This window comes from Veillonella parvula, from assembly GCF_032577575.1.
Taxonomy (GTDB): domain Bacteria; phylum Bacillota; class Negativicutes; order Veillonellales; family Veillonellaceae; genus Veillonella.
On the sequence record NZ_JAWFVO010000001.1, the window covers coordinates 295,484 to 312,965 of the forward strand.

The following is a 17,482-nucleotide window of genomic DNA, read 5'->3' on the forward strand; positions in this document are numbered from 1 at the left end:
TAAATAAGAATAGAGAGGTGCAATGAAAACCGTTGCTTTTACAACCTTAGGGTGTCGCGTAAACCAATATGATACAGATGCCATGAAAGGTTTATTTTTACAAAATAATTACGAAGCGGTAGACTTCGATGAAAAAGCTGATATATATGTAATTAATACGTGTTCTGTAACGAATATGGGGGAAAAGAAATCCCGTCAATTAATCCGCAAGGCGAAACGTCAAAATGAAGATGCCTATGTTATTGTAACTGGTTGTTATGCTCAGCTTGATCCAGATGCGATTGCCGCTATAGATGGTGTTAATCTAGTTATTGGTACCAATAATCGCTCTAAAATTGTTGAATTAGTAGAGCAATTAGAATCTACAGAACGACAAATTAATGCTGTTCGGGATATCATGAAGGAATCTAACTTCGAGGAAATGCCGTTATATGGTAATGAATCTGACAAAGCTCGTGCTTTCATGAAAATTCAGGAAGGTTGTAATAACTATTGTGCCTTTTGTATCATTCCTTATACTCGAGGAAAATTAAAATCTCGTAAAGTTGATGATATTGTACAAGAGGCAAAACGTTTAGTAGATCATGGATTCCATGAAATCGTATTAACTGGCATACATTTGGGTAATTACGGTGTCGAATTACCAGGTCGTCCAACATTAGCTGATGTGGTAAAAGCTTTATTAGAGATTCCTAATTTATACCGCATTCGTTTTGGCTCCATTGAATCCGTAGAGGTTTCTGATGAGTTAGTAGAATTAATGGCTACGAATAAACGTGTTTGTCCACACTTACATTTACCTCTACAAGCTGGTTCTGACCACGTATTAAAGTTAATGAAACGCCATTATACATTACAAGAATATAAAGATTTAATTACAAGTTTACGTTCTCGTATTAAAGATTTATCAATTACAACTGATATTATTGCTGGTTTCCCTCAAGAAACTGATGAAGACTTCGAAGAAACATTGAATACAGTACGTGAAATTGGATTTACGCACATTCATGCCTTCCCATACTCCATTCGTGAGGGTACACCTGCAGCCACTATGGCGGATCAAGTACCAGAAGCTGTTAAGAAGACTCGTGTAGCACTTTTAAATGGTCTTAGCCAATCTGGTTATGAAAGATACGCAAAATCTCGCATTGGTAAGCCTGGTGAGATTATTATCGAAAAGGAAGAGAATGGATACTACATGGGCTTAACAAATGAATATATAAATGGTAAAGTTAAGTCTGATGGGACACGTAAAATTGGTGATCTCGTTGGTGGAACTGTTGTAGGTTTAGAAGATAATTATTTAATTATTGAGTAAGGAGTTAGATTATGAGTGACTGCATTTTTTGCAAAATTATCAATGGTGAAATTCCGTCTAAAAAAGTGTTAGAAAATGATAAATTCTATGCTTTTCATGATATTCAACCTGTAAAAAAAGTTCATGTATTAATCGTACCTAAAAATCACGTGTCTAATATTGCACATCTTAATGAAAAGAATGCAGATTATGTTGAAGGGTTATTGCCATTTGTTCGTGATGTAGCAAAAGAGCTTGGTATTTCTAAAGATGGTTATCGCTTGATCTTTAATACTGGCGGAAAAGCCGGTCAAACTGTATTCCATATGCATGCACACCTTTTAGGTGGAGAAGAAATGGGCTGGCCAGAAGCCTAATTTTGAGTATTATGTATTCTTTTTATAATACTCATTAAAAAACCTATAAAATATACTTGAAAATATTGACAACATCTATACCTATACATATAATATTATATGTGCGTATGTAAATTATCAGCACTTCCCGAGATTATTTTTGGAGGGAGGGATATAGATGTCTGAAATCAAAGTCGGTAAAAACGAAACGCTTGAAAGTGCTCTTCGTCGATTCAAACGCTCCTGCCAAAAAGCGGGTGTTTTGTCTGAAGTAAGAAAACGCGAACACTATGAAAAACCAAGCGTAAAAAGAAAGAAAAAATCTGAAGCAGCAAGAAAACGCAAATTCAGAGCATAAGATGATTACCCTAATTCTGCCTTTTCATGGCTTTATGAAATCCAGAATTAGGGTTTCTTTATTATATACATAAGGAGGAAATATGAGTTTAAAAGATCAATTAAAGGAAGATATGAAAGCAGCTATGAAAGCTCGTGAAGAAGGTAAAACAGCGTTATCTGTAATTCGTATGGTCAATAGTGCCATAAAAAATACAGAAATCAATGACAAAATTGAGCTAGATGATGCTGGCATTCTTGGCATTTTAGCTAAGGAAATGAAAACTCGTCAAGATTCCTTAACAGAATTTGAAAAAGCAGGCCGTGAGGACTTAATTAGTCATGTAAAAGAAGAAATGGCTGTATTGCAAAAATACTTACCAGAGCAATTGAAAGATGATGAAATTCGTATAATTGTACAAGAAGCCATTGCTGCATGTGGTGATAACGTAAATATGGGTAATGTTATGAAACATGTAATGCCAAAAACAAAAGGGCGTGCAGATGGTAAGATTGTTAATAACATTGTTAAAGAATTACTTGGATAATATAAATAGATATCAACGACTATTTTATATATACTAATTGATTTATAGTTTATAGTAATAGGTGTGTTAGATGTAACTTTAAGAGCATAATGAAATTCTATAGAAAGTTATTGACATATATTTTCAACATATGATAATATGAACTCAATAAAATAATTGGTCAACGAAGACTCCACTTTAGATATATAGATTTATATATTTATTTGTTGGAGTCTTTTTCTTTTAGGAGGAACAAATATGTCGACAACTAACGAATTATTATATTACATTCCAGCGGGTCAATATGGGAAAGAAGGGGTTCTTGCATTATTAGAACAACATCCTGAAATCAAGTTCGTATCTCTTGTAGGTATTGACTTAGCAGGTAATGATACTGATGAAAAGATTCCTATGTCAGCATTCTTCGATGACTACGAATCTTTCTTTGAAGGTCGTGCTGTTCAAACAGATGGTTCCTCTGTAGTACTTACAAATATTGCTACATTAAATAATGCTCGTGTAGATATGTGGGGCGATCCAAGTGTAAACTGGTTTGTTGATTACAACTACGAAAATATTGATCCTGTTACAGGCTTACCAACTGGTACACTTCGTATTCCTGCATTCTTGATGCATAACTATCGCTATGTAGATTCTCGTTCTATTTTAAAACGCAGCTGCGACTATGTTCGTGCTGAATTATTGGCTTTGATTAAAGAACATGGCTTACCTGGTATGCCGCATGTGAAAGCTGATGAAGTTGTAGATATCATTTTCACATCTGCAACAGAACTAGAATTCTGGGTAAAAACTCCATCTAGAACAGTTACAAAAAAAGAATTATCCGTATCCCAAAAATTACAAGAACAATACTGGCAACGTACTCATGGTACAGTTCGCACTGCTTTAGAACAAGCTGTTGAACGTCTTGATAGATATGGTATGGTTGCTGAAATGGGTCATAAAGAAGTAGGTGGCGTTAAAGCTAAACTTGATGAAGATGGTCATGAAGCAGTTGTATTAGAACAATTAGAAATCGACTGGAAATTCTCAAATAATCCATTACAAACAGCAGATAATGAATTACAAGCTCGTATTATTGTTCGTGAAGTATTCCGTGAAAATGGTCTTGATGTAACATTTAATGCAAAACCAATAATTGGTGTAGCTGGTTCTGGTGAACATACTCATTTTGGTGTTATGGCTAAATTAAAATCTGGTAAAGTTGTTAACTTATTTAGCCCAGAAGATATGCGAAAAGAATCTGCTAGCTCTTTAGGCATTGGTGCAATTATGGGACTTTTAAAACACTATGAAGCTATTAATCCATTCATCAGCTCTACAACAGATTCTTTAAATCGTTTAAAACCTGGGTTTGAAGCGCCAGTATGTATTGTTACATCTTTAGGTACTGATCCATCTGAACCTAGCCGTAACCGTACAATCCTTTGCGGTTTAATTCGAGATATCGATAATCCTATGGCGACACGTTATGAATTGCGTTCTCCAAATCCTTACACCAATACATATACTGCTTTAGCATTGATCTTTATTTCTGCATTTGATGGTATGAAATATGCCATTACATCTGGTAAAACACAAGCTCAATTGGAAGCAGAGCTTTCCAAAGAAGTAGGTGAAACATCTGATTATCTTGCTACAAATCGTGCATACCGTACTGAAAAAGATGTGTTTGATGATTTCACACAAGAAGAACGTAATCAAATGTTTGGTGTTGCTCCAGCTACTGTATGGGAAAACATAAAGGGTTACCAAAATAATCCTGAATTAGTAGAAACATTGGCTCAAGGCAATGCATTTGCTAAAGATTTAATGGACTCCTTTATTGCCTCCATTCTTAAACGTTGGAAACTAGTATTGGCTAATCGCTTAATTCCAAATAATTTGGATACAGTTCGTAGCATGGTTGCAATTCATACTGATAGCCGAAATAGTGTAGATGATAAACGCTTTGCAGAAGTTAATGACTTACGTTTTTACCTTGCTAAAGATAGTGACGATCGTAAATCCTTATTCACTCGTTTAATCGATGCACTTAATGATGGTGAATATGATTTAGCATCCCAATTACAAATCGAAATGAATGATAAAATGGAAGAATTAGAAACTAAGTACGCTAATTACGCTAAAAATATTTTCTAAGATGCTAGTCGATAGTGTTAAAACGTAAAAGTGTTAAAATAAAAGAGACTCTACTGATGTGTAGAGTCTCTTTTATGCTATTACGATTTGTTATTAAGAAATTTTTCTACCAGTACTAGGCAACAAACTAGGACTAGAATAGAAATAGACCATAATAACATGTCCAAAGCTGATTCATGATCGATAATTAGTAAACGAACAATGGCGGTAATGCCAATATATAAGAAGAAATCGAGAGGAAAATGGAAGTTATTCTTAAAGTACTTAATTATGAGTGCAATAAATTCAAAGTAGAGAAAGAAGGTAATTATCTCTTCAATCAATAATGAATAAGTACTATAGCCTTGAATATTGGCCCATGCAATAAAACCAAAGTTTACTAAACTATTGATTAAAGCAATGCATAAACCAATGCCTACACCAATAAGTGCAATATTTTTAATGGTTAAAATAAGCTGAGAAATACGAATCCACATACATACTCCAAATAAAATAATAATTTACAATAGGACATATAAAAAGACCGTACACCGTACGGTCTTTTTATCTCTATATTAAGCTATTAGCAAAATCTTAAGATTAGATATCAGCCTTAATAGCTTCTAATGCAGCATCGAAGTTAACTGCTTGAGTTACTTCTGGTACATATTCAACATAAGTTACTTTGTTATCTTTGTTGATTACTACAACGCCACGAGTTAAAAGACGAAGCTCTTCAATCAAGAAACCATAGTTTTCACCGAAGGAAGCATCTTTGTGGTCAGACAAAGTAACAACTTTATCTACGCCTGCAGCACCACACCAACGTTTTTGAGCGAATGGTAAGTCCATAGAAATTGTCAATACGACTACATCTTCGGAAAGTGCTGTTGCATCTTGGTTGAACCAACGAGTTTGAGCATCACAAACACCTGTATCAAGGGAAGGAACAACGGAGATAACTTTTACTTTACCTTCGAAGTCTTTTAAAGTTTTAGCTTGCAAGTCATTGCTCAATACAGTGAAGTCTGGAGCTTGTTGACCTACTTTAATTTCTGGGCCAACTAATGTGATAGGGCCACCTGCAAATGTTACTACGCCAGTACGTTTTTCCATGTTTTATTCCTCCTAAGAGTTTTAATTCTAATTATGTAAGATAAAATTTCTTTATATGCATAGTATAACATTTACATTACTATAAGTAAACTAAAAAATTCGATATAGTATTAATTTAGAAAAAACTTTAAGATTGATTACCATTAAAATTTAAAGAGGTCATTTAACTTATATTGTTGAAATACAACTGCTGCTGTGATAAAAATATTTAATCTAACTATTATACATATAGGTGTATTAATGTATTATAAAAAATGTGTATACTATAAAGAGTAAAGTTAACATAATAAAGTTTGTTGATTTAGCTTTTACAGTATTGATTCAAATTCAATTACAATATAATAATACTAATGATTATATAGGTAATGATTTTAATTAGACTTAATAAAATATATTAGAGAGGACCTATGAAACCAATAGATTTATTTATGCAGTTTTTCCGGCGTGAAGGCTGGATCTATGCCATTGGCTTAACTATGTTGATGGCAATTGACGTGGCTTTTTTATTTGTTCCTCAATTTATTGGTAATGCTATAGATACGTTGAGCAATAATAAGGAAGGGTTAGTCACTTATATTTTTTATTTCATTTTATTATTTATTATTATCACTATTTTAAAAGTTATCTCACGCAGAACCCTATTAGGCTCTATTCGTCGCATGGAGTATCTTTTTCGTGAGATTTTGTGTAGTAAAGCATTACAAGTAAAAACAACGTACTATGAGGCTAATGGACCTGGTAAGGTTATGGCGCTCATGACTAACGATGTAACATCGCTACGTGTTGCCCTTGGTCTAGGTGTAATGATTATAGTGGATATTATTTTCTATTCCATTGTGGGCTCCATAATTTTAATTCAAAAGATTAATACTGTATTAGCTTTTAAAATTATGACACCTGTATTCTTAATTATTGTGGCTATATTTGTACTAGGCAGAAAGCTACGTATTAAACAACGTAGTGCACAAGCTACTTATAGCGATTTAACAGAGTTTGGACAAGAGTTATTTCAAGGGATGGATGTTATTCGCGCTTTTAATCGTGAAAGCATTATCTCTAATTCTTTTGAAAAAATAAATAAACTTAATTATAAGAAGAATATGGATGTTGCACTACTAGATGCAATATTAACACCGTTGACAAGAATTGCACCCTTTATTTGTATCAGTATTAGTATTTTTATTTGTGGACATTTAGCTGTAGAAGGCAAAATGACTATAGGCGAATTTGTTACTATTAATTCATTCATAATGTTAATTGTGGGACCTTTAATAGGGTTTGGTGGCCTTATTTCTATTGTACAAAAAGGTCTTGCTTCTTTAGATCGTATTATGGATTTCTTACATTTGCCTACAGAAACAATAGATGATACCGATGAAGTACTGCCGCTTGAGGATATTCATATTCGATACTTAGATTTTACTTATGAAAACTCTAAAGGGCATGCATTATCTCAGTTGACAACGACAATACCAAAAGGTTCTTTTATTGGTTTAGTTGGTAAACCCGGTTCTGGCAAAAGTACATTGTTTAAATTGCTTATTGGATTACAAGAGTGTCCGGAAAAATCTATTTATTTTGGCAGTCAAGATTTAGCTACTGTTTCTTTATCAAAGCTTAGAAACTCAATTGCTTATGTGCCGACACAATCTTACCTATTAAGTACGACCATTGCTGATAATATTAAATTTGGTAAAGATTTATCCATGCATGAAACTGTAGAGTTGGCAGCACAAAAGGCAGACTTATATAGAGATTTAGGCGATTTGTTAAACGATGATTTACATGAGCTTGCTGAAGAAGGTCATGATTTATCAGGTGGACAGAAGCAGCGAATCAATATGGCTCGCGGCTTTTATAAAAATGCGCCATATGTATTACTAGATGATTGTTTTTCCGCTTTAGATGCAGTAACAGTTACAACCATATTAAATTCATTACATAATGTAAAAGATCAGACGATTCTATGTATTTCACAACGATTAGAGGTTGTAGAGAAAGCAGATAAAATACTAGTATTTGATGAGGGGCGTATCGTAGAAGAAGGTACTCATGAAGAATTATTAGGTAACAATGGTTTATACCGTACCTTATATGAAGCGCAGAATGGAGGGGGCCATCATGAAGAAGCGTGATCTAAGAAATGACTGGGCTCTATTCTCCTATATAACTGGCTACATTAAGCCTTATTTAGGTATTCTATTTTTAGCAACGGTTGCGCTCGCAGGAAATTTAGTACTATTACTTTTACGCCCATATTTAACTAAGCAAGTTATCGATCTTGGATTTGCCACTAATGATATCGCTGTTATTGAATACTATGCTTTAATGTATGGCTTTACTATAATTGGTAGTGTATTGTTTATCTTTGTAGAGAATTACTTTTTAAAAAGTTTTGGTCAAAAAATTATCTATAATATTCGTAGTATTATATTCCAAAAGATTCTTAATAAACCACATGATGAGTTCTATAAGTTGCCAATTGGGAATTGGGTAACTCGCATTACTAATGATGTAGAGTCATTACGTACATTATATACAGATGTAATTCTGAATTTGGCAAGTAGCGGTTTAATGATTATTGGTATATTAGGATTTATGTATGCCATTAATGTACCTTTAGCAATAATCATGACAATTTTACTACCTATAATGGGTGGAATTATTTGGGTGTTTCAAAAGTTTTCTCGCAAAGCATTCCGTCAGGTAAGACGTTCTGTAGCTGCTTCTAATGCAAGCATCAAGGAACTGTTAAATTATATTGTAATCGTAAAATCCTATGGTGGCGAAAGAGCAATTGAGGAACGTTATAATACTGTTAATAAAGGTTTCTTAGAAGCAGGTCTTTTTGAGGTTACCACATTTTCTATTTTTAGACCGCTCGTAGATGGTCTATTCTTTGTTGCGTTAATTGTTATTTTTACAACTACGAATTTAATAGACTCCGTAGCTGATGCTGGTACAGTATTTGCCTTTATACAATATATGGACCGATTCTTCCAACCATTAAAGGAAATTGCAGATAAATATAACTCTCTACAAAGCGCATTAGCTGGTGCTGAAAGATTAGTTCCCTTATTAGAGGAAGAAGAGCGTCAGATGGCTAATGAAGTTCCTGATGAATTTAAATATATAGAGACGATTGAATTCGAGCATGTATGGTTTTCCTATGAAAATAACGACGTTTATGCGCTAGAGGACTTTACATTCACTATTAAAGCTGGAGAATTCATAGGTATTGTAGGGCCTTCTGGTAGTGGTAAATCAACACTTTTGTCATTGTTGATGGGAATCTACAAACCAACAAGAGGGGCTATCTATATTAACGGTATAAATATTGCCCAATATGATAGTTCTGTACTTCGTCATTTAATGGGATATGTTTTTCAGCAAGCTTATCTATTTAAGGGTTCCATTAGAGATAATTTAACACTTTTTGATACATCAATTTCTAATGAGGATATGGTCAATGCAGCAAAACAAGTTAACTTGCATTCTATGATTGAACACCTTCCGAAAGGGTATGACACACCGGTTGGTTATTTAGGCTCCTTATTATCTGATGGACAAAAACAATTATTGGCTTTTGGCCGTACCTTGATTAAAAAAACACCTATTCTATTGCTAGATGAAGCAACGGCTAATATCGATAGTCATACGGAGAAACAAATTCAAGCAAGTATTGAAAGTATTCGAGGTAGTAAAACAATCGTAAGTATTGCTCATCGCCTTTCAACAGTTAAAGATGCCAATAAAATAGTGTATATGGAATATGGTAAAATAATAGAAATAGGATCTTTTGATGAACTTATCAACTTAAAAGGGGCCTTTTATAATCTCTGGAATAATCAACACAGTGGGAGTTAGTATGGAATATATCCAATCTAAAGATAATAAGACCATTAAGCGAATTATCTCTTTAGGGCAGCGTAAAAATCGCCAAAAATATGGAGAGTACATTGTTGAAGGTATTCGATCTATTCGAGATATTGCAGCTATGGGGGCAGTAAAAACAATTGTTATACGTGAATCTAAAGCGCAAGATAAACATGTATTAGATTTATTAGACTTAGATACTGTTCAATTTGTACCTAAATTTATTGCACAAGATCCAATATTTGATAAGGTGGATAATACCGTAAATGGACAAGGTGTAGTTGCTATTGTATCAAAACCAAAATACGATATGGAAAGCATTCACATTGATGATGGTTTATATATTACATTAGATGGAGTTCAAGATCCTGGCAATCTAGGTACCATAATTCGTACAGCAGTTGCAGCAGGTGTAAAAGGTATATTTTTGATGAAAGGAACTGTGGACCCTTTTAATGACAAGACAGTCCGCAGTACCATTAGCGCCTTACATAAAATACCTTTATATGAAGACATTACGTTATCTCTGTTACATGATATGGTAACCGAGTCTAATATGACTAGCTATGTAACAGCTTTAGAACATTCCAATCCTTATCATACTGTAAGTTATGCTAAGCGAACTATGCTAGTATTAGGAAACGAAGGAAATGGTGTAACACCAGGGGTTATGAATCTATGTACAAATCGTATTATGATTCCTATGTATGGTGATATGGAATCCTTAAATGTAAGCGTAGCTGCTGCATTATGTATGTATAAAGTACAAGAACAATTAATGCCTTAGTATATATATGATAAAATTTTATGACCTTATAAAAAGTCCTCTACTAGTAAACAAGTAGAGGGCTTTTGTATTGATTTTTTAGTTGTGTATTTGGTAAAATAACATATATCCTTTGTGGGAGAACAAAGTTCTCCCTTTTTTTCATGAAAAGGAAGATAACTATGTCCAAATTAATTGTAAATGCAGACGATTTTGGCCTTCATAGTGCAGTTAATGCTGGTATTATTGATGGTCACCGTAGAGGTATTATTACCAGTACCTCTTTAATGGCAGGAGGAGAAGCTTTTACAGAAGCCGTAAGTATGGCAAAACAAAACCCTAAGTTGGGCATTGGTATTCATATTACCTTGGTGGGTGGGGTCAAACCAGTATGTGATCCATCAGAAGTTTCATCACTTCTCACACCAGAAGGTGTATTTCCAGAGAACTATGTAGAATTTATTAAACGTATTTACTCTGGCAAAATCAATTATAGTGAATTACGTAAAGAGATTCATGCACAAATAGCTCAAATAATGGATACCGGCTTAAGGGTAACTCATATTGATGGACATCAACATTTGCATGTGTTACCAACGGTATTGCCAATTGTGATTGAACAGGCAAAATCCTTTGGTATACATGCTATACGTATACCCGATGAGTCTACTGGTTTTATGAATTATATGTATTCCCCAATTCGATTTCTTGGTAAAGTTGGTTTATCAACGGTTGCGGCTAATGCGCGACCAATCATACGAAATAATTGTATGACTACAACCCAATATTTTTGGGGCATGGTAAATGGAGGTCATATAAATCAGAAATCTCTAATGGGTATCCTAAAAGCGGTAAATAAACATTCTGGTACACATGAATTGATGGTTCACCCAGGTAGTAATAGTAGTATTCTTAGTAAGCTTTATAATTGGGGTTATCATTGGGAAGATGAGTTGCATGCACTCTGTTCCAGTCATACGCGATTATATATAAGTCAACATGATATAGAGCTCATTAATTATGGAGACTTGGTATGAGTAAAATGATGAAGAGAGGCATCTTTATGTTTCTCTTGTTATTGGCTGTATCAATTGGTATTATTTACTATACTATTGATTTAGATGCATTGAAAGCCATATCATCTTTTAATAGTATTTCCTTATTATTAGCTTTAGTTGCTTTAGTAGCAGGTATGTATTTTGATGGATTACGACTTCAAAGGCTCGTAAAAATTGGTGGTTACAAGTTATCGATACGAGCAGTGCTACGAGTTATTTTTAGTAATTATTTTATGGCTATGTTGACACCTGGAGCTAGCGGTGGTGCTGTCGCGCAAGTACTGGTGTTGAGAAGTTATGGCGTACCTATATCTAAAGGTACACCGATTGTATTAATACGTACCGTATTTTCCATTATGTTTTTGGTCATTATGCTGCCATTAGTATTCTTACGAGATGCTATTGAAATTCCATATATCTCTCGTGATATGCTTTTGATTTTTGCCGTGCTTGCTGTTATAGCGACCTTAGTGGGAACTTATATATTACAGACTAAGTATATGCGTCAATTTGTCTATAATCTAGCACAACGATTTAAAGCACATAACACTAAAGATTGGCTTTCTAAATTAGAAACACTAAATCAAGGTCTTGGTTTACTTTATAAACAACCTGTCCAATCTTTAATAGTTTTTATTGAATCTGGTTTGAGTTTATTATGCTTATATTGTATTGCACCCGCCTTAATGTATGCTTTCACACCAGATATTCCTATTATCGATATTTTAGATCGCATGATTTTATTAAATTTTATTTTGTATTTTGCACCAACCCCAGGGGGAACAGGCATTGCAGAAGGTCTATTTGTAGTATTATTTAGTGCCTTTGTACCTAATGGAACAGTGGGAATCATCGCTGTAGGATGGCGTGTTGTGGCTGAGTATATGCCATTCTTCATCGGTATGTATGCAGTATTAACATTATATGGACGACAATTCGTTGCCCAAGAAACTTCAAGAAAACAATAAGGGAGTGTGCTCTATGTCTAAACCAAAAAAAGATAAATTTTATCTGGTTCAAGAAGATATTTTACCAGAGGCTATAAAAAAGACGATAAAAGTAAAAGAAATTCTAAAACTAGGTGAGGTTAAAACAATTAACGAAGCAGTTGAAAAAATGGATTTAAGTCGATCTGCGTATTATAAATACAAGGATTATGTTTTTCCATTTTTTGAAATTGCTCAAGGAAAAATTGTTAGTATTTATGTTTCTATGTCAAATGAATCTGGTATGTTATCAAGCGTTTTGAAAGCCATTGCTGAACGTAACGGTAGTATTTTAACGATTAATCAAGATATTCCATTACAAGGCATTGCGAATAGTAGCATTTCTTTTGAAACCAAGGATTTACAAGGTTCATTAGAAGATTTATTGCTAGATATTCGCTCTATGAAGGGTATTATCAAGGTAGAAATTTTAGGCCAAGCATAGGCTAATTAAGAGAGTAGGACGATTATGACCACTATAAAAATTGCTTTATTAGGTTTTGGTACTGTTGCACAAGGTACTTTTAACTTATTGCAAGACAATGCTGAATTAATTAAAAATCGTACAGGTGTCAATGTTGAAATTTCAAAAATTTATGTACGAAATCCAGAAAAATATAGTCATATTACATTACCAGAAACAGCTAAATATGTAACTGATATTGATGAAGTGTTAAAAGACGATTCCATCCAAATGGTAGTGGAATTGATGGGTGGTACAAACTTTGCTAAGGATTGCGTAGAAGGTGCTTTAAAAGCTAAGAAGAATGTGGTAACTGCAAATAAAGATTTATTAGCAGAAGCTGGTCCATACTTATTAGACTTAGCGAGTAAAAATGGGGTAGACTTACGTTTTGAAGCATCTGTTTTAGGTGGTATTCCTATAATCCGTACATTATATGAATCGTTAGCCGGTAATCATATTACTGAAATCATTGGCATTATGAACGGTACTACAAACTTTATTTTGACTAAAATGTCTGAAGAAGGTTTAAGCTATCAAGATGTATTGAAAGAAGCACAAGAGTTAGGATATGCAGAGGCGGATCCTACAGCTGATGTTGAAGGCCTTGATGCAGCTCGTAAATTGGCAATACTTGCATCCATTAGTTTTAACCGTCGTATTTTCTTTGAAGATGTAACTGTAGAAGGTATTACTTGTATTGATACTGAAGATATAAAATTTGGAAAAGAGTTTGGTTACAATATTAAATTATTAGGTATTGCTAAAGAAACTGCTCAAGGATTATCTCTAAATGTATATCCTGCATTTATTCCTACGACACACCCATTAGCATCTGTTCGCGGATCCTACAATGCAATTTATGTTAAGGGCAATGGTATCGACGATGTCATGTTATATGGTCGTGGTGCAGGTAGCTTACCGACAGGTAGTTCTGTAGTATCTGACATTATGGAAGTGGCAAAGAATGTCTCTTATAATGAAACAGGACGTTTGAAACCGTTCTATTACGATCAAAAAGATATTTATTCTCCAGGTAAAATTCAATCTAGTTACTACTTGCGTTTAGCAGTGGATAATAAAACAGGTGTACTAGCAAAAATCTCTGCAAAATTAGCAGAACAAAAGATTTCTGTTTTATCCATCGTTCAACGAAATATGGATCCAGAAACTGCAGTTCTTGCCATTGTTACATCTAAATGCCCAAGATCTTATATTTTAAATCTTATAGACTCCTTTAATAGCTTGCGTTCCGTTAAGGCTGTTAATAGTGTTATTCGTATTATGGAAGCTTAATTATGAATACTGTTCGTGTACAAGTACCTGCTACTAGTGCAAACTGTGGCCCAGGTTTTGATTGCTTAGGATTAGCACTTAATCTTTATAATATATTCAGCTTTACACCAGATGAAAATGCTACAGAATATACATATACTTTTGAAGGCTTTGGCGCAGATATTTTACGCGCTGAAGATCCTAAAAAGAATCTAATTGGCTTCGCTATGGATCAAGTTTTTGCTACTGCGCAAGAACCAATTCGATATGGTCATATAACATCTGAAACTTTAATTCCTCCATCTCGTGGACTAGGTAGTAGTAGTACGGCTATCGTAGGGGGGCTTTTACTGGCGAATGCATTGGTAAAGCATCCACTTTCAAAAGAAGAGTTACTTGTTATAGCAAATCGTATGGAAGGTCATCCAGATAATGTAGCGCCAGCTATTTACGGAAATTTATGTTGTGCTACAGGTTTAAAAAATAAGGTACTAAACACGGTCATTTCTATTCCTCCGGAGCTACATTTTGCTGTTGTAGTACCAGAAGTCATGGTATCTACTGAATATGCTCGTTCTGTGCTACCAAATCATATTCCATTTAAAGAAGCTGTACAAAATGTAAGTCATGCTACATTATTTGTAACAAGCTTAATTACGCATCAATTAAGTAATTTATCTGTTGCCTTAGATGACAACTTGCATGTACCTTATCGTAAGATATTGATCCCTCATTGTGATGAAGTTTTTGAAGCTGCAAAAGTTGCCGGTGCTTACGGTGCTACTATTAGCGGATCCGGTTCTACCTTGATTGCCTATGTAGATAAAGCTCATGTGCAAGAAGTAGCAAAGGCTATGGGGACCGTATTCACAGCAAATGAGATTGAAAATAAAATATATTGCTTAGAAGCTGATACAACTGGAGCGTTAATTATATAGTTTATGGTATAATTATAGTGTTAGGCATAGTCCATAACAATAATTGGAGGAAACTATGAACAATATAAAAACAACACTTTTATTAGCGACGCTAACAGCCATTTTAGTGGTTATTGGTGATATGATTGGCGGCAGAAGCGGTATGATTATGATGTTTGTCATATCCATGGGTATGAATTTTATGTCCTATTGGTACAGCGATAAAATCGTTTTAGCCCAATACAATGCTCAACCTGTTACTGCACAGTCTAATCCAAAACTATATGCAATGGTAGAACAATTGGCTAAAAATGGTAATTTACCAATGCCAAAGGTTTATATCATTCCCAGTGAAGTACCGAATGCATTTGCAACAGGTAGAAATCCTAGTCATGCAGCAGTTGCTGTTACAGAAGGTATCCAACGTCTATTAACTGATGAAGAATTAGAAGGTGTGCTTGCACACGAATTAACACATGTTAAGAATCGAGATACATTGATTAGTACAATTGCAGCTATGATGGCTGGTGCTATTTCTATGATAGCCAATATACTTCAATTTACTGCCATATTTGGGCGTTCCGATGATCGAGAAGGTACTAACCCTTTGGCGCTTCTTGGTACAATCATTATTGCACCTATCGCAGCTGGTCTTATTCAGATGAGTATTTCCCGTACTCGTGAGTTTTTAGCTGATGAGGGGGGCGGAGATATGTGTCGCAATCCATTAGCACTGGCTTCTGCACTTGCAAAAATTGACTACTACTCTAAACATGGTGCATTGCCTAATGCAAGTAATGCTACAGCCCATATGTTTATTATTAACCCTATGATGGGAATTGGTGAAAGCCTGAGCAATCTTTTTAGTACACATCCTCGCACGGAAGAACGTATTCAAAAGTTAAAGAAACAAGCTATGAATCCAAAGTATAAAGAAAAGGCAATATTATAATTAGTATCTACTGGAGGGTATCATGCAAGAAACATTAGTTTTAATTAAACCAGATGCAGTTAAACGTCAATTAAGTGGTGAAATCCTTAGCCGTTATGAACGTAAAGGCCTTGTTGTTAAAGCATTAAAACTCTTACAAGTACCTCGTGAATTAGCGAAAGAACACTATGCAGAACATAAGGAAAAGCCATTCTTTGGTGAATTAGTTGATTTTATTACATCAGGCCCAGTTCTTGCTTTTGTGTTAGCTGGTGAGAACGCAATTGTATCCGTACGTGCTTTAAACGGAGCAACAAATCCTGTAGATGCTGCCCCTGGTAGTATTCGTGGTGACTATGCCCTAACAATGGATGCTAACGTAGTACATGCTTCTGATTCTCCAGAAGCCGCTGCTCGTGAAATTCATCTTTGGTTCCCTGAATACAAATAATCTCAAGGTTGGGATTCTTTAGCTTTTATTTCTACATCCATGTTATCTATAGGAGGTAATCATATGGCAAGTAGCGTTTATACAAAAACAGGTGATGCTGGTACAACTGGTTTATACACGGGCGAACGTGTACAGAAATCATCTTTACGCGTAGAAGCTTATGGTACAATCGATGAATTACAAGCTTTTTTAGGATTGGCTCGCGCTTATGCTGAAAATCCACGTGTTTCTGCTGAATTATACGATATTGAGCGCAACTTATGGACATTAATGGCTGATATTGCAAGTTTAAATGCCGCTCCGGTAATTACTGAGCAATATGTAAAGCATTTAGAAAAAGTTATAGATCGCTTTGATGCAAAATTAGAACCTTTATCTAGTTTTGTTATTCCCGGTGAAAAACAATCTTCTGCTTACTTACATGTAGCTAGAACGATTACTCGACGTGCGGAACGCGCTTTATGGCGGGTATTAGACGCTGGTGAAAGTGTTCACGAATCTAATTTAAAATACTTAAATCGTCTATCCGACCTTTGCTTTATCTTGTGTCGTGTAGAGGAAGAACTTGGAGCAGAATAAACAAAAAAGCTATGTATTTTACATAGCTTTTTGCTCGTTATAGACCTTATTGTGAAATTGTTTGGTTTAAAACATCTTGAGGACTAGGATAGTAGAAAAAGATATGAGGAATTTCATAACGGAATTTTTCTCTTAATAGATTGGCTAATGTTGTTTCAAAGTTTATAATTTTATCAGCGCCGAAATCAAAGTCTTCAACTAATACTAAGAGTTGTGCTTCAACTTGAGGTGCATTTTCTGGTAAGGCTTCTGGTGGTAGCGGAACATTTACTACTACTCGTGCAGTACCAATATATTTACCTTGCCCGTCATCGATGGCAACACGATATGTGTTATCCCATAAAGTAGCCATCATTTTTAGTTTCATATTCATAATTTCCATAGTATCGCTCCTTTGTTATACTTA

At 34.6% G+C, this 17,482-nt stretch carries 19 protein-coding genes; 16 read left to right on the plus strand and 3 right to left on the minus strand.

The window, feature by feature from the left end:
• The first annotated feature begins 22 nt into the window (after positions 1-22).
• The 5 genes from mtaB to E7K77_RS01415 all read left to right on the plus strand — a co-directional run bounded on the left by mtaB (position 23) and on the right by E7K77_RS01415 (position 4,679).
• A complete protein-coding gene (gene mtaB / locus E7K77_RS01395) occupies positions 23-1,318 on the plus strand; it encodes a tRNA (N(6)-L-threonylcarbamoyladenosine(37)-C(2))-methylthiotransferase MtaB (protein WP_315306828.1) in 1,296 nt (431 codons plus the stop codon).
• Between the two features lie 11 nt (positions 1,319-1,329).
• Positions 1,330-1,674 (plus strand): histidine triad nucleotide-binding protein, encoded by a 345-nt coding sequence (locus E7K77_RS01400; RefSeq protein WP_012864334.1) that lies wholly within the window; start codon positions 1,330-1,332, stop codon positions 1,672-1,674.
• A 157-nt stretch (positions 1,675-1,831) separates the two neighbouring features.
• Positions 1,832-2,011 carry a 30S ribosomal protein S21 gene (gene rpsU, locus E7K77_RS01405; protein ID WP_004695751.1) on the plus strand — a complete coding sequence of 60 codons (180 nt, stop codon included), beginning with the start codon at positions 1,832-1,834 and terminating at the stop codon, positions 2,009-2,011.
• 82 nt (positions 2,012-2,093) lie between these two features.
• Positions 2,094-2,537: a GatB/YqeY domain-containing protein gene (locus E7K77_RS01410; protein WP_325305956.1), complete on the plus strand. Its 444-nt coding sequence runs from the start codon at positions 2,094-2,096 to the stop codon at positions 2,535-2,537.
• A 237-nt stretch (positions 2,538-2,774) separates the two neighbouring features.
• On the plus strand, positions 2,775-4,679 hold the full coding sequence (locus tag E7K77_RS01415) for a glutamine synthetase (protein WP_012864336.1): 1,905 nt from the start codon (positions 2,775-2,777) through the stop codon (positions 4,677-4,679).
• A gap of 80 nt (positions 4,680-4,759) precedes the next feature.
• Here the strand turns inward: E7K77_RS01415 and E7K77_RS01420 are convergent, their stop codons facing one another.
• Positions 4,760-5,155, minus strand: coding sequence for a phosphate-starvation-inducible protein PsiE (locus tag E7K77_RS01420; RefSeq protein ID WP_008600892.1), 396 nt, complete (start codon positions 5,153-5,155; stop codon positions 4,760-4,762).
• A gap of 103 nt (positions 5,156-5,258) precedes the next feature.
• Positions 5,259-5,774, minus strand: coding sequence for a thiol peroxidase (tpx, locus tag E7K77_RS01425; RefSeq protein WP_004695758.1), 516 nt, complete (start codon positions 5,772-5,774; stop codon positions 5,259-5,261).
• A 407-nt stretch (positions 5,775-6,181) separates the two neighbouring features.
• Here tpx and E7K77_RS01430 point away from each other — a divergent pair, with 407 nt between their 5' ends.
• From E7K77_RS01430 to E7K77_RS01480, 11 genes are all read left to right on the plus strand, one after another.
• Positions 6,182-7,909 carry an ABC transporter ATP-binding protein gene (locus tag E7K77_RS01430; protein WP_004695760.1) on the plus strand — a complete coding sequence of 576 codons (1,728 nt, stop codon included), beginning with the start codon at positions 6,182-6,184 and terminating at the stop codon, positions 7,907-7,909.
• Entirely contained in the window at positions 7,896-9,641 is a 1,746-nt protein-coding gene (locus E7K77_RS01435) for an ABC transporter ATP-binding protein (RefSeq protein ID WP_325305960.1), read from the plus strand. Before E7K77_RS01430 ends, E7K77_RS01435 begins: the two co-directional genes overlap by 14 nt.
• Position 9,642: 1 nt before the next feature.
• Positions 9,643-10,437 carry a TrmH family RNA methyltransferase gene (locus tag E7K77_RS01440; RefSeq protein ID WP_325305962.1) on the plus strand — a complete coding sequence of 265 codons (795 nt, stop codon included), beginning with the start codon at positions 9,643-9,645 and terminating at the stop codon, positions 10,435-10,437.
• 161 nt (positions 10,438-10,598) lie between these two features.
• A complete protein-coding gene (locus tag E7K77_RS01445; RefSeq protein WP_120054764.1) occupies positions 10,599-11,453 on the plus strand; it encodes a ChbG/HpnK family deacetylase in 855 nt (284 codons plus the stop codon).
• The gene (locus tag E7K77_RS01450; protein ID WP_325305966.1) at positions 11,450-12,442 is read left to right on the plus strand and encodes a lysylphosphatidylglycerol synthase transmembrane domain-containing protein; all 993 of its coding nucleotides are present in this window, start codon (positions 11,450-11,452) and stop codon (positions 12,440-12,442) included. Before E7K77_RS01445 ends, E7K77_RS01450 begins: the two co-directional genes overlap by 4 nt.
• 13 nt (positions 12,443-12,455) lie before the next feature.
• Positions 12,456-12,905 carry an ACT domain-containing protein gene (locus tag E7K77_RS01455; RefSeq protein ID WP_004695770.1) on the plus strand — a complete coding sequence of 150 codons (450 nt, stop codon included), beginning with the start codon at positions 12,456-12,458 and terminating at the stop codon, positions 12,903-12,905.
• Between the two features lie 24 nt (positions 12,906-12,929).
• Positions 12,930-14,219: a homoserine dehydrogenase gene (locus tag E7K77_RS01460; protein ID WP_316704329.1), complete on the plus strand. Its 1,290-nt coding sequence runs from the start codon at positions 12,930-12,932 to the stop codon at positions 14,217-14,219.
• Positions 14,220-14,221: 2 nt separating this feature from the next.
• Positions 14,222-15,136 carry a homoserine kinase gene (thrB, locus tag E7K77_RS01465; RefSeq protein ID WP_325305972.1) on the plus strand — a complete coding sequence of 305 codons (915 nt, stop codon included), beginning with the start codon at positions 14,222-14,224 and terminating at the stop codon, positions 15,134-15,136.
• Positions 15,137-15,191: 55 nt separating this feature from the next.
• Positions 15,192-16,067 carry a zinc metalloprotease HtpX gene (gene htpX, locus E7K77_RS01470; RefSeq protein ID WP_012864344.1) on the plus strand — a complete coding sequence of 292 codons (876 nt, stop codon included), beginning with the start codon at positions 15,192-15,194 and terminating at the stop codon, positions 16,065-16,067.
• Between the two features lie 22 nt (positions 16,068-16,089).
• Entirely contained in the window at positions 16,090-16,497 is a 408-nt protein-coding gene (ndk, locus tag E7K77_RS01475) for a nucleoside-diphosphate kinase (RefSeq protein WP_012864345.1), read from the plus strand.
• Between the two features lie 63 nt (positions 16,498-16,560).
• Entirely contained in the window at positions 16,561-17,076 is a 516-nt protein-coding gene (locus E7K77_RS01480; protein ID WP_012864346.1) for a cob(I)yrinic acid a,c-diamide adenosyltransferase, read from the plus strand.
• 46 nt (positions 17,077-17,122) lie between these two features.
• Here E7K77_RS01480 and E7K77_RS01485 read toward each other — a convergent pair whose 3' ends face one another.
• Positions 17,123-17,458, minus strand: coding sequence for a hypothetical protein (locus E7K77_RS01485; protein WP_004695781.1), 336 nt, complete (start codon positions 17,456-17,458; stop codon positions 17,123-17,125).
• Positions 17,459-17,482 lie beyond the last annotated feature (24 nt).

Excerpts from the sequence above, each read along its gene's own strand:
- E7K77_RS01460 (WP_316704329.1), top strand. The coding sequence starts at position 12,930 with ATGACCACTATAAAAATTGCTTTATTAGGTTTTGGTACTGTTGCACAA.
- E7K77_RS01480 (WP_012864346.1), top strand. The coding sequence starts at position 16,561 with ATGGCAAGTAGCGTTTATACAAAAACAGGTGATGCTGGTACAACTGGT.
- htpX (WP_012864344.1), top strand. The coding sequence starts at position 15,192 with ATGAACAATATAAAAACAACACTTTTATTAGCGACGCTAACAGCCATT.
- E7K77_RS01455 (WP_004695770.1), top strand. The coding sequence starts at position 12,456 with ATGTCTAAACCAAAAAAAGATAAATTTTATCTGGTTCAAGAAGATATT.
- E7K77_RS01410 (WP_325305956.1), top strand. The coding sequence starts at position 2,094 with ATGAGTTTAAAAGATCAATTAAAGGAAGATATGAAAGCAGCTATGAAA.
- E7K77_RS01415 (WP_012864336.1), top strand. The coding sequence starts at position 2,775 with ATGTCGACAACTAACGAATTATTATATTACATTCCAGCGGGTCAATAT.
- E7K77_RS01445 (WP_120054764.1), top strand. The coding sequence starts at position 10,599 with ATGTCCAAATTAATTGTAAATGCAGACGATTTTGGCCTTCATAGTGCA.
- rpsU (WP_004695751.1), top strand. The coding sequence starts at position 1,832 with ATGTCTGAAATCAAAGTCGGTAAAAACGAAACGCTTGAAAGTGCTCTT.
- thrB (WP_325305972.1), top strand. The coding sequence starts at position 14,222 with ATGAATACTGTTCGTGTACAAGTACCTGCTACTAGTGCAAACTGTGGC.
- E7K77_RS01485 (WP_004695781.1), bottom strand. The coding sequence starts at position 17,458 with ATGGAAATTATGAATATGAAACTAAAAATGATGGCTACTTTATGGGAT.
- E7K77_RS01400 (WP_012864334.1), top strand. The coding sequence starts at position 1,330 with ATGAGTGACTGCATTTTTTGCAAAATTATCAATGGTGAAATTCCGTCT.
- E7K77_RS01440 (WP_325305962.1), top strand. The coding sequence starts at position 9,643 with ATGGAATATATCCAATCTAAAGATAATAAGACCATTAAGCGAATTATC.
- mtaB (WP_315306828.1), top strand. The coding sequence starts at position 23 with ATGAAAACCGTTGCTTTTACAACCTTAGGGTGTCGCGTAAACCAATAT.
- ndk (WP_012864345.1), top strand. The coding sequence starts at position 16,090 with ATGCAAGAAACATTAGTTTTAATTAAACCAGATGCAGTTAAACGTCAA.
- E7K77_RS01450 (WP_325305966.1), top strand. The coding sequence starts at position 11,450 with ATGAGTAAAATGATGAAGAGAGGCATCTTTATGTTTCTCTTGTTATTG.
- E7K77_RS01430 (WP_004695760.1), top strand. The coding sequence starts at position 6,182 with ATGAAACCAATAGATTTATTTATGCAGTTTTTCCGGCGTGAAGGCTGG.
- E7K77_RS01420 (WP_008600892.1), bottom strand. The coding sequence starts at position 5,155 with ATGTGGATTCGTATTTCTCAGCTTATTTTAACCATTAAAAATATTGCA.
- tpx (WP_004695758.1), bottom strand. The coding sequence starts at position 5,774 with ATGGAAAAACGTACTGGCGTAGTAACATTTGCAGGTGGCCCTATCACA.
- E7K77_RS01435 (WP_325305960.1), top strand. The coding sequence starts at position 7,896 with ATGAAGAAGCGTGATCTAAGAAATGACTGGGCTCTATTCTCCTATATA.